At 42.1% G+C, this 11756-nt stretch carries 12 protein-coding genes; 3 read left to right on the forward strand and 9 right to left on the reverse strand.

Annotated elements, in window-relative coordinates; translation table 11 throughout:
- Positions 1 to 304: 304 nt before the first annotated feature.
- Positions 305 to 1813, reverse strand: coding sequence for a leucyl aminopeptidase (locus B4U37_RS18275; RefSeq protein WP_088019388.1), 1509 nt, complete (start codon positions 1811 to 1813; stop codon positions 305 to 307).
- 100 nt (positions 1814 to 1913) lie between these two features.
- On the opposite strand from B4U37_RS18275, the gene B4U37_RS18280 reads away from it, so the two are divergent.
- Together B4U37_RS18280 and B4U37_RS18285 are read left to right on the forward strand one after the other, a co-directional pair.
- On the forward strand, positions 1914 to 2396 hold the full coding sequence (locus B4U37_RS18280; RefSeq protein ID WP_088019389.1) for a divergent PAP2 family protein: 483 nt from the start codon (positions 1914 to 1916) through the stop codon (positions 2394 to 2396).
- A 14-nt stretch (positions 2397 to 2410) separates the two neighbouring features.
- A complete protein-coding gene (locus tag B4U37_RS18285; RefSeq protein ID WP_088019390.1) occupies positions 2411 to 3220 on the forward strand; it encodes a cobalamin-binding protein in 810 nt (269 codons plus the stop codon).
- A 47-nt stretch (positions 3221 to 3267) separates the two neighbouring features.
- Here the strand turns inward: B4U37_RS18285 and B4U37_RS18290 are convergent, their stop codons facing one another.
- The 5 genes from B4U37_RS18290 to B4U37_RS18305 all read right to left on the reverse strand — a co-directional run bounded on the left by B4U37_RS18290 (position 3268) and on the right by B4U37_RS18305 (position 7200).
- The gene (locus tag B4U37_RS18290) at positions 3268 to 3981 is read right to left on the reverse strand and encodes a 3D domain-containing protein (protein ID WP_088019391.1); all 714 of its coding nucleotides are present in this window, start codon (positions 3979 to 3981) and stop codon (positions 3268 to 3270) included.
- Between the two features lie 617 nt (positions 3982 to 4598).
- Entirely contained in the window at positions 4599 to 4928 is a 330-nt protein-coding gene (locus tag B4U37_RS18295) for a YuiB family protein (protein ID WP_198317044.1), read from the reverse strand.
- Between the two features lie 166 nt (positions 4929 to 5094).
- Positions 5095 to 5217: a YuiA family protein gene (locus B4U37_RS22285; protein WP_157860702.1), complete on the reverse strand. Its 123-nt coding sequence runs from the start codon at positions 5215 to 5217 to the stop codon at positions 5095 to 5097.
- 174 nt (positions 5218 to 5391) lie between these two features.
- Positions 5392 to 5871, reverse strand: coding sequence for an NUDIX domain-containing protein (locus B4U37_RS18300; RefSeq protein ID WP_088019393.1), 480 nt, complete (start codon positions 5869 to 5871; stop codon positions 5392 to 5394).
- 102 nt (positions 5872 to 5973) lie between these two features.
- A complete protein-coding gene (locus B4U37_RS18305) occupies positions 5974 to 7200 on the reverse strand; it encodes an NAD(P)/FAD-dependent oxidoreductase (RefSeq protein ID WP_029326523.1) in 1227 nt (408 codons plus the stop codon).
- Positions 7201 to 7600: 400 nt separating this feature from the next.
- Between B4U37_RS18305 and B4U37_RS18310 the strand changes: the two genes are divergently transcribed.
- Positions 7601 to 8593, forward strand: coding sequence for an NAD(P)/FAD-dependent oxidoreductase (locus tag B4U37_RS18310; protein ID WP_157663825.1), 993 nt, complete (start codon positions 7601 to 7603; stop codon positions 8591 to 8593).
- 275 nt (positions 8594 to 8868) lie between these two features.
- On the opposite strand, the gene B4U37_RS18315 is transcribed toward B4U37_RS18310, so the two are convergent.
- The 3 genes from B4U37_RS18315 to dapF form a co-directional block, all read right to left on the reverse strand.
- Positions 8869 to 9537 carry a hypothetical protein gene (locus tag B4U37_RS18315; protein ID WP_157663826.1) on the reverse strand — a complete coding sequence of 223 codons (669 nt, stop codon included), beginning with the start codon at positions 9535 to 9537 and terminating at the stop codon, positions 8869 to 8871.
- 149 nt (positions 9538 to 9686) lie between these two features.
- Positions 9687 to 10049, reverse strand: a complete 363-nt coding sequence (locus tag B4U37_RS18320) for a HesB/IscA family protein (protein ID WP_010196553.1) — start codon at positions 10047 to 10049, stop codon at positions 9687 to 9689.
- 114 nt (positions 10050 to 10163) lie between these two features.
- Positions 10164 to 11018: a diaminopimelate epimerase gene (dapF, locus tag B4U37_RS18325; RefSeq protein ID WP_088019396.1), complete on the reverse strand. Its 855-nt coding sequence runs from the start codon at positions 11016 to 11018 to the stop codon at positions 10164 to 10166.
- Positions 11019 to 11756 lie beyond the last annotated feature (738 nt).

An 11756-nucleotide genomic window follows, 5' to 3' on the forward strand; every position in this document is an offset into this window, starting at 1 on the left:
GAGCAAATGGCGTAGACTCCAGCGGGGGAAGAAGCGACATTGTTGAGACCCCGCAACGAAGTGAGAAGGCTCAAGGTCGCCCCGCGGAAAGCGAAGCCATTTGCGGAAATCAAAAGCGGTGTCTTAACAATATCTAAAATTAAGAACTTTTTCAGTGGCCTCCAACGGAGTGAGGAGGCTCACGGACCGCCCGCAGGCAAGCGAAGCGCCTGGAACGGAAATCAACTGGATTTTATACTTTTAATCCATAAAAAAATACGCATCCTAAAGTAGGATGCGCATTAAATATACTCTGTATAAACGATTAATTTTCTTCTGTTTGTCCAAAACGTTCTACTAATGTTACGAGGGTTCGAACCATCGCTCCGGTTCCACCGCTTGGTCCCAGATCATGAGCAGACTTGGAAGTGGCTGTACCAGCAATATCCAAGTGTACCCATGGTGTACCCTCTGCAAATTCTCCGATGAACGCTCCTGCAAAAATGGCGTGGCCGTCACGACCAGGCGAGTTGTTCAAATCGGCTACTTTGCTGCTGCGAACTCTTTCTTTCGCATGATCAAAAATCGGAAGGCGCCACATTTCTTCTCCCGCTTCATGCGATGCTTCAAGTACTTGTTCAAACCATGCTTCGTCATTTGTCATCGCGCCTGTGGTGTGATGACCTAATGCAATAATGACTCCTCCTGTAAGAGTTGCCACGTCAACAAGATAGTTAGCTCCATGCTGTTTTGCATAGGTAACCGCATCCGCTAAAACAAGACGCCCTTCCGCATCTGTGTTTAATATCTCGATCGTTTTTCCGCTCATGGATGTAATCACATCATCCGGTTTAAAGGCTTCTCCGCTAATCATATTGTCTGTAGAAGCAATAACTGCAAGAACATTCTGCTCCGGCTTCAGCTCACCAATCGCTTCCATCGCTCCAAGCACAGTTGCCGCTCCACCCATATCTGTTTTCATGCCGACAATGCCGTCTTTCGGTTTGATGGAGTACCCCCCAGTATCAAACGTGATTCCTTTTCCAACTAAACCAATAACATCTGTCCACTCTTCTTTTCCTTGATACTTCAACACGATCATCTTCGGAGGTTCCACGGACCCTTTGTTAACAGCTAACAAAGCACCCATACCAAGCTTCTCCATCTCTTCTTTTTCAAGAATTTCAAGTTCAAAGCCATACTTTTCTGCTAGTCCTGCAGCATGGTTTGCTAGATCTGTGGCGGTCAGCATATTCCCTGGCAGGTTAACAAGAGTACGAGCAGTATTTGTACCTTTTGCAAACACAAACCCTACATGTGCACTTGCTCCCACTTCTTCTTTATCATAATCTGTCAGTAGAACAACCTGCTCCACGTTCACTTCAGGTTCATTTGATTTTTGCTTAAATCCATCGTACTTATAAGTGGATAAAGGAAGGGACTCACCTAAAGCATGAGCAGCGTCCAGCACATCCACATCCTCCGTTACAAAAGTATCCAGCGCTACTACAACACTGTTAAGCTTAGATTCTTGTAGAGTTTTACCCACTTTACCAAACACTTTGCGTAATTCAACGAAAGTAAGTTTCTCTTCACGGCCTGTCCCCACTACAAAGATTCTTTTGTAGGAAGTTTTGCCAAATGTATGTATTCTTGCTAACTTTCCTTTTTTTGCAGATATGTCTCCGTCTTTTAATAATTGCGTCAGATGTCCTTCCAATTGGGAGTCTAGTTCTCCCAACAATCCATCCAATTTGCTATGTTTCTCAGAAAGGCCTACTACCAACGCCTCCTGTTGATTTGGAAAATCAGCTTCATTATGTACGACAAACATATTCGAACACCTCCATATTATTGTAAGTTTATTATACCGAACTTAAGGAAATAAGGGTATAGTAATAGTAACAACTGTAGAGAAAGGGCGATACTATCAAATGGAGTTATTTTCTAATTTTCCTCTATGGGCTGCACTTGCAGCAATCGGATTTGCACAATTTGTAAAGGTTCCTATTCAATACATTGCTTCAAGAAGGATTGATTGGACCTTGATCACAAGTACAGGTGGTATGCCAAGCTCACACTCTGCTGCGGTTACGGCATTAGCTACAGGCGTGGCCTTTGAAACTGGCTTGGATTCTCCTATATTTGCCGTTGCTGCCGTCTTTGCCATCATCGTGATGTTTGATGCAACCGGGGTGAGAAGACACGCGGGCGAGCAAGCAATTGTGTTAAACAAACTAGTGGGTGATTTCAACCGTTTTGTGGAAGAGACCAAGAAATGGCCGAAAATGAATGAGCAAGAAAAAGTGAAAGATTTGAAAGAACTACTTGGCCATAAACCGATCGAAGTGTTTTTTGGGGCAATTACAGGGATTTTGCTGACCATCGTTTTGCATTACATTATACACGGCTTGTAAAGGAGGGGATGTGGATGAGACTGGTATCCATCTGTCCGAGCAATACGGAGTTGCTTCACTATCTTGGATTGACAAGCAAACTAGTGGGAGTGGACGATTTCTCCGATTGGCCAAAAGAAGTTCTAGACCTTCCAAAGCTTGGACCAGATTTGACTATCAATATGGACAAACTTGAAGCGTTAGAACCTGACTTGGTTTTAGCCAGCCTAAGTGTCCCTGGAATGGAGAAGAACATTGAAGAGTTGGAAAAGCGCTCCATTCCTCATGTTGTACTAAATCCGCAATCACTCGAGGATATCGCAGGTGACTTGTTGACGGTAGGAGAATATACAAATCTTTCATCCAAGGCAAATGAGGTTGCTTCCTCTATGATGGAAATAATCCATACTTACAGACAGTGCGCAACAACATGTGAAAATAAACCCTCTTTGTATTGGGAATGGTGGCCAAAACCCATTTTCACTCCCGGCAAGATCAATTGGCTGACGGAAATAAGTGATTTGGCAGGGGCAGTCAATATCTTTTCCGATAAAGAGGTGGCAAGTTACCAGACGGAATGGGCAGAAGTGGTGGAAAAGAACCCTGATGCTATTTGTATGATTTGGGTTGGGGTAAAGGAGTCAAAAATGAACCCTAAGCATGTGATGAAACGGGAAAACGCCGAGAACGTCCACGCTGTTCGAAACTCCGAAATACATGTATTAGAGGAGAGTCTCTATTGCAGGCCTTCTCCGAGGCTTATCTTAGGATTACAAAAACTTGCAGCCCTTCTCCACCCTTCTAGCTACCCTGCATACAAGGGAGAAGACCCTTTACTGAAATAACAAAAAGCCGTATCTTCAGAAAACATTCTGAAGGTACGGCTTTTATGCTATTGTCCGCTGCCTCTATATTGCTGACGGAACACCTGCATGCTTTCTTCTTCGTTTAATTGTATTAATTCTTCCTCGGTCAATGTGCCATCGCCTTTTTTGATTATGTAAACATCGATGGTCTGCTTGCCCCAATCATTAAACACTTCATCCACTGTATCGTAGTAGAGATCAATTTTATTTCCTTTAATCGCACCGCCGATATCAGCCACCACTCCATAACCATAACCAGGTATAAATAGAATTGTCCCTATTGGAAAGACATTGATATCTGCTGCAATCGTCGAGTATAGATCCCTTTTAACTTTAAGACCTGAGTATGTAATCCCATAGCTTGGATCTCCTGGATTTTTACCTGTTGATTCATAGCCTGCTGTATATCCCGTAGCGTGGACCGTATGTGTCTCGTACTGTTCCCAGTTTAGATCCTCTAGCGTCTTTGGCTTATCTATCGCCTCTTCTGCTGAAACTAAGGTAGGTGTCGCAGAAAGGAAGTTCAATTGTTTGATGTCTAGTCCAATTTTTTTAAAGAAGCCTTCTTTTTCTTCTTCTTGATTACCTTGTCCATTAGTGGCATATATTTTATTTTCTTTTAGCCAGTTGTGAATGGTTGATGCCTCAACACCTGATATGGATTGGAAGGTTACAGACAAAGCAAGTACAAATAATAACCCAATAACCGCCCTCCGACAAATTGTTTTCGCTAATTTCATGTGATTCACTCACACTCCTCTCACAAGATATTCCTTCCCTGTTTTTAAGAAAAGTATTCCTTTTTTGTGAGAAAAGCTAGTAATCACCTATTTTTACCAAAAATAAATACTAGATTAGTGGAGTGTTTAGAGGCATTAAGTATTTAAATAAAAACGGACTAAAAGCGCCCGTTCCTTCTTTTGCATAAAACATTAGTTAGTGGTTAGTAACCGCTGTTCCTTTCCGCAAATGGCTTCGCTTTCCTATGGGCGGTGCTTGAGCCTCCTCACAACGCTTCAGGGTCTCAAGCTACCGCTATCTCCCTCAGGAGTCTTCGCCTTTTACTCCAATCCACAGCTAGAAGTTACTTGAACGAAGGGTTACTTCATTTTCAGTTAACTCGGTTAGGTCCTTTCATAAACCCTTAGGTAAATGAAGTTATCTCGTTGATTGTAGTGGAAGGCGCGCAGACGCCCGCGGGAGGAAGGGACAGGTGAGACCCCACAGGCTGCAAGCCGAGGAGGCTCACGGACCGCCCGCAGGCAAGCGAAGTGCCTGTAACGGAAATCAACCGCATTAGATATTTTCATATTCAAAAAATAAGAACCGGCTGAAAGTGCCGATTCTTAAGGTGATGTTAAAACATTTGATATCCATTTTTTCGAAGCATTTTAATAACGATACCAGAAGTTATTGCTCCAGCTAAACCACTCACCAAAATAGTGATATCTGCAACCTGCAAGGAAGCAACCTCTGAGCCGAGTTTTGAAAAAGCACTGGCAGGCTCCCTGAAATAATCGATCAATCTCATATCATCCTGAGCGATGATCCAAACACATACGATTGGATAAATGATGGCCATTATCCAAGACATGCGCAATAACATATTTAAAAGGAATCCAATTCCAAAGAAAAGCACAAAAAATAAGACGACAGATATAAGTAAAATTGGTATATTCAATACCAAGCACCTCCATTACACATCTTTCCTTAGTGTACTGAAAGCGTTGATACGAGTCAATTATTTTTGGCAATCAAACAAAAACACAATCGCAATTGTCCTAAATACGCCATAAATGGCCTATCGTAGAACTAGCGCGATTGTGTGGAAAACACCTTAAGCCTTAAGCTATTTATTTTCTTCCGCTTCCTCCACAGCAGGAACAAGTTTCTGATCCGCCTAGCAGTAGTTGAAAATACCCTTTACCTGAGCAATACGGGCAATCCTTCTTCTCTGTTTGCAGTTGATTTTTCATTCCCTATCCCTCCAGATGATTTTTCTAAAAACAGAATTTAATTTAATTTTCTGATAATATACCATCTCTTTAAGGAAAAAGGAAAGGGACAAAAACGACCGAAAAATACGATGTAAGCGAATACATCTTATCCAATCTTTCTGTTTCTTACTTTATCTTAAATTTACAGAATTATTAGAAAAATAACTTGTACGCACTATAGTTGAAAACGTGTCCGGGATTCATGGCATTCGTTTCTTTTAACATAGAAAGGTTTGTAAGCTTGGAGCAATAGTGTATAAGTAACGAAGAATCTGGATCACTCTCCAATTCCTCAAGCGATTTAAACGCTGCGTCAGATAGTTCGCTTTCTTGATAGACAACTTCGCTATTTAAGGGCGTACATAAAAACAGGAGCATATTATCGCTAATCGTTTCCTTAATCACTCCAGATCTGACTCCAACCAGACCTTCTACTTTTACGCTGATGCCTGTTTCCTCTAATATTTCTCGAGCAACCGCCTCATCTACGGTTTCGTTTGCTTCCACAAATCCTGCAGGAAAGGACCACTTTCCCTTCAGTCCTCCATAGCGTTTTTTCACGACAAGCCATTTTCCGTCATCCGCTACCACAATCCCAGCAACCGCGAGCCAGACATTCTCTCTTTTCCCCATCTTATCGTCCCCCTGTTTCTATCCAATACTGTAATGGTATCAGGAAAAAAGGCAAAAAGAAAAGCTGCACGTTATAAAAATGTGCAGCTCTCAAGATATAGCTTATAATACGTTGAATTTACCTTTTTTCATTACTAGTCCAGCTCCACCAATCATGTAAAGAGCACGGTTATCAACCATTTTCTTCATGAAGGAAGCTTTGGAACCCCAGATTTTGCGACCAAATACTACACCGATTGCATCGTCTTCGCCTAAAGAACAAACTGTTCCTTTTAGGTCTGGAGTGAAAGTTTGTAATTCGCCTTGGCCACGAACCAATACTGCCAAGTTTTTCGCACATACTTCCCCTTGCTGCATCGCGATTTGAGCAGTTGGAGGGTATGGGCGGTTGATTTCTTCGTTGATGATAAGAGAGCAATCCCCAACGATGAATACATCTTCATGTCCAGGAGCGCGCAAGTAAGGATCTACTTTCACACGGCCACGCATGTTTTCGAAACCGGAATCTTCCACCAAGTGGTTTCCACGTACACCAGCAGCCCAAACAACTGTACCAGCTTTGATTTCTTCCACTTCTTCGTCTTTAGCAACGATGATTCCTTCTTCAGTAGCTTCTTTGATCGCTGTGCCAATTTTGAACTCAACGCCTTTACGCTCAAGCGTGTTTACAGCGTATTCTACTAGTTCTGGATCAAATCCAGGAAGTACAGTCGGTGCTGCTTCTACACACACGATGCGTACTTTTTCTTTAGGAATATCAAACTCTTGGCAAAGTTCAGGAACACGGTTAACTAATTCTCCAAGGAACTCGATACCAGTGAATCCAGCTCCACCAACTACGATTGTTAAACGATCGTCGCGACGGTGTGCTTCTGTGTTGTAAGTAGCAAATTGATATTCGATATGCTCACGGATTTTACGAGCAACATTTAAGTTTGCGATCGTGAACGCATGCTCTTTTAACCCTTTGATTCCAAAAGTCTCTGCTTCATAACCAAGACCAACAACAAGGTAGTCATACGCAATTTCTCCGCCTTTAGTCAATGCAACAGTTTTCGCTTCACGGTTGATGCCTGTTACTGTATCGTGTAAGAAATGAATCTTGCTGCGATCAATAACATCAGAAATTTTGTAACGAGTGCGATCAGCTGGCAATGTTCCTGCTGATGCTTCGTGTAACCATGTTGACTCGTAATGGTAATCGTTTTTGTTTACCAACGTAATATCGGCTTCATTGACACCGATCATTTTTTGAAGACGAACAGCCGTTACAAGTCCACCGTAACCTGCACCTAGAATAACTATACTTGGCTTTTTCAAATGAATCACACCTTTTATATTGAAATTTTTTATAAAATAAATATGAAGACATGGAACAAATCCCACTGTACCTATTCTTACTATCCACTATTAAGATAAAATTTATTAGAAATAAATGATTGTGAAATACTTCACGAATATGGACGGCAAAAAAGTGCGAAATTTGTCACAAAGAAACTTAACCTACCTAACATCATATTCTTTTTCCGTCATTTTTTCAAGACAAAATCGTAGTTTAAAAAGCTTTAAAATATTCGGAAAAAACAAGTAATTTCGTACATAAATACCTGAATTTCTATCTATTTTCAGTATATGTTCCCCTTTTTCCTAGGTTGAAAACAGAAATTGTGAGAAAATTATGCTATGATAAAGAAAGAAAGTTAACAATTGTTTAGGGGGATAGATTAAGATGAGCGAAGAACAAAAAGTATTTGACATCACCATCATCGGTGGAGGGCCAACTGGCTTATTCACTGCTTTCTACGGAGGTATGAGGCAGGCTAGCGTCAAAATCATTGAAAGTCTTCCACAATTGGGTGGACAGTTATCCGCGTTATACCCCGAAAAGTACATATATGATATTGCCGGGTTCCCAAAAATCCGTGCACAAGAATTGATCAACAACCTAAAAGAACAGATGGCCAAGTTTGAGCCAACGGTTGCACTTGAGCAATCCGTACAAACCCTTGAAAAAATGGGAGACGGCACGTTCAAGATTGTGACAGATAAAGAAACACACTATTCCAAAGCAGTTATCATCACAGCCGGGAATGGAGCATTCCAACCACGCCGCCTTGAGCTTGAGAATGCTAAGGAATATGAGAACAAGAACATCCACTATTTTGTGGACGATATGAATAAATTTGCTGGCAAAAAAGTCGTTGTATTTGGCGGCGGGGATTCCGCTGTTGACTGGGCATTAATGCTTGAACCAATAGCTGAGAAAGTAACACTTGTTCACCGTCGTGATAAATTCCGTGCACACGAGCACAGTGTAGAAACATTAATGAATTCTAAAGTGGAAATTAATACGCCATACGTGCCGGCAGAACTGATCGGTGACGAGAATGCAATCAATCAGGTTGTCCTCGAAAAAGTGAAATCCGAAGACCGTGAAGTGTTGGATGTTGATGATGTAATTGTAAACTATGGATTTGTTTCCTCCCTTGGTCCTATCAAGGATTGGGGACTTGAAATCGAAAAGAATTCCATCGTGGTCAATTCCAAAATGGAAACGAACATCTCCGGAATTTATGCTGCCGGTGATATTTGCACCTACGAAGGAAAAGTGAAACTAATCGCTTGCGGCTTTGGCGAGGCACCAACTGCTGTAAACAACGCCAAATCCTATATCGATCCAAAAGCAAAAGTACAACCGCTTCATAGTACTAGTTTATTCTAAGCTGGCTATGAAGGTGCAGCCAACCCTTGTGGAAACTGGGGTTGGTTTTTTGTGTTTAGGAGACATTTACCCTGTAACCTTCCTCTATTACTCGCCGTCTAACTTATAATGCAAAGCCATTCGCTAAATTCTCCGCACAAAATGCAGTTATCGGAACCCTGGGAGTGGCACTAGTGATTGGCGCATGCTTCTTCTATCGCTGGAAAAGCACAAAATATTTGAGCATGGAAAAAGCACCTCTCTATGGGTAAAGGTGCTTTTCTTGTTTTATACGTCTACCAAAAGACAACAATCTTGCCATTATCGATGCTGATGAAATATCCTACATAATTCCCAAGGTCTACATTAACCTCTTCCCCAGTTTCCAGGACGTGTTGAATGCCCTCAACGATCCCGGTATACTCCGTCCAAGTGTCTGCGGAAAAATAGTCGATCAACACTTCTGCATGTGTAGGGTCTGCCACAGCTGCCCCTGTGCTCATGGAAAGTAAAATGCCTTCTGTCTCATGGTAGATCATAAATCCGTCTGATTCTGGAATGCCATACAGATTGGCGCCATGCTTTTCTGCGATGGCTATATGGCTTTTAAATTTTTCGTCATATATTTTGTGATAGGTATAGTCTCCTAAAGTGACTGTTTCAGGTTGCTCTTCCACGTCATTATTCTTGTGGTCAATTGTTTCAGGGGTAGAAGGTTCATCTCGTGGAGCTTCTGTTGGATTTTCTACCGGCTCAGTACTTACTTCTGTAACTTCTACTACTTCATTGGTATCTGCTTCATTGCTATCTATGGAAAATGTATTAGATGGTATCGCCATGCGTACATATTGATTGGAAGGTTTTTTTGAATGAAATTGATATGATTCACTTGCCTGTGTGTCAACTCCCTGACAGGAAGCTCCGATACTTGCAAACCCTAGTGCCGACAAAAGAATAATTGCCATGCTCTTTTTACCTTTCAATGCGACCACTCCTTCTCTTTCACCTAACTATATAGACGGTTTAGAGTGGCAGTTGGTTTCATAATTATGGAAAATAAACAAAATAAAAAACTCGGATAACCTGACAGGCTACCCAAGCTTTTGACTATTATTTAGCATTCTTCCGGCTTTCCAGCTTCCGTCGCTGTACGGAAGGATGAACCACAGCCGCAATTTGCAATTGCGTTCGGATTGTCGATGGTGAATCCGCCGCCCATCATGGATTGTTTGAAATCGATTTTTACATCTTGAAGAATTGGCTTGCTTTCGGCATCGATTAAGATCTTAATCCCATGCTGTTCCAATTCGATGTCCTTTTCGCCTTTTTCTTCTTCAAAACCCATACCGTAAGAAAGACCGCTACATCCTCCACCTTTCACGCCTACACGTAAAAAGACCGATTCATCGCCGTGTTCTTTCATCATATCTTTTATTTGAAAAGCTGCTGCTTCTGTAATTGTAATAACATCACTCATATGTTACACCTCCCAATGTATTTCCATTTCCATTAGCTTCATTATATCGTGAAATGGAAGTCTGCTCAAACTTACTGCTTTGATAGTATATGCAAAAGGAACAAGCCATTGTGATTAATAATAGAAAGATCCTGTACAGATTACTTCTGCTGGCCCGCGCATTTTAACGGAACCTTCCTTTGTCCATGTAATAAAGAGGTCTCCCCCTGCGAGGTGAACAACCGTTTCTTTGTCACGGGCCGTTTTGTTGTTCAGGACAGACGCCACTACTGCAGCACATGCCCCGGTACCGCATGCCTGGGTGATGCCAGATCCTCTCTCCCAAACACGGAAGTGCAGCTCATCTTCTTCGACAACCTCGACAAACTCTACATTTACGCCTTCAGGAAAACGAGGATCCTTTTCTACTACAGGCCCAAGGGTCGTTAAAGGTGCATCATTAATGTCATCCAGATAAAAAATGACATGTGGGTTCCCCATAGACACTGTGGTTATATCGTAAGTTTCTCCGTCCACTGTAAATGGTTCAGCAACTAAGGCTTCCTTTTCCTCAACAAGTATCGGGATTTCCTTTGTAGAGAGTCTTGGTTCACCCATGTCGACCGTTACAGAGGTGACCTTACCTTCTGACACTTCAACTTCCGCTTCCACTAGTCCGGAGAGTGTTTCAATTTTAAAAGTTTCTGTCTGAACGATTCCGTGCTCGTAAGCATATTTTGCTACACAGCGAAGACCATTCCCACAATTCTTCCCTTCAGATCCGTCGTTATTGAAGATTCGCATTTTCACTGGAGCTACCTCAGACGGGCAGATTAAAATCATCCCATCGGAACCTATGCCTGTATGGATGTTGGCAACCTTGACGGCAAGGTTTGATAGCTCTTCTTCTTTTAACTTTTCCTCAAATATATTTACATATATATAGTTGTTTCCGAGTCCGTGCATCTTGGTGAATTGAAAGGAGCGCATTTTTTACTATTCCTCCAAAAAAATAATTATTTCTTCAAGTATAAATACATAAAAGTCTGAACACAATAGAAATATCCCCCGTTTTATATGAAAAACCCATGTATCGCTTGCTTCTGCGGAAGCCCGATAACATGGGTTTTTCTGGTTTTGGATGCAGTGTTGTTGATGTGAGAACATGTTTGGGGGTTAGAGTGCTCTCGGAGGGCTTCATCTTGCTTATGAGGACATCTCTCGTTCGGAAATCTTCTCTATCAGGTCTTCATCCGGCTTATGAAGACACCTCTCCACCGAAATTCTTCTCTCACAGGTCTTCATCCGGCTTATGAGGACATCTCTCCACCGAAATTCTTCTCTATCAGGTCTTCATCCGGCTTATGAGGACATCTCTCCACCGGAAATCTTCTCCCACAGGTCTTCATCCGGCTTATGAGGACATCTCTACACCTGAAATCTTCTCTCACGGGTCTTCATCCGGCTTATGAGGACATCTCTCCACCGGAAATCTTCTCTCACAGGTCTTCATCCGGCTTATGATGACATCTCTCCACCGAAATTCTTCTCTCACAGGTCTTCATCCGGCTTATGAAGACACCTCTCCACCGAAATTCTTCTCTCACAGGTCTTCATCCGGCTTATGAGGACATCTCTCCACCTGAAATCTCCTCTATCAGGTCTTCATACAGCTTATGAGGACATCTCTCCACCGAAATTCTTCTCTCACGGGTCTTCATCCGCCTT

The sequence above is a fragment of the Sutcliffiella horikoshii genome (genome assembly GCF_002157855.1).
In the GTDB taxonomy this organism is placed as follows: domain Bacteria; phylum Bacillota; class Bacilli; order Bacillales; family Bacillaceae_I; genus Sutcliffiella_A; species Sutcliffiella_A horikoshii_C.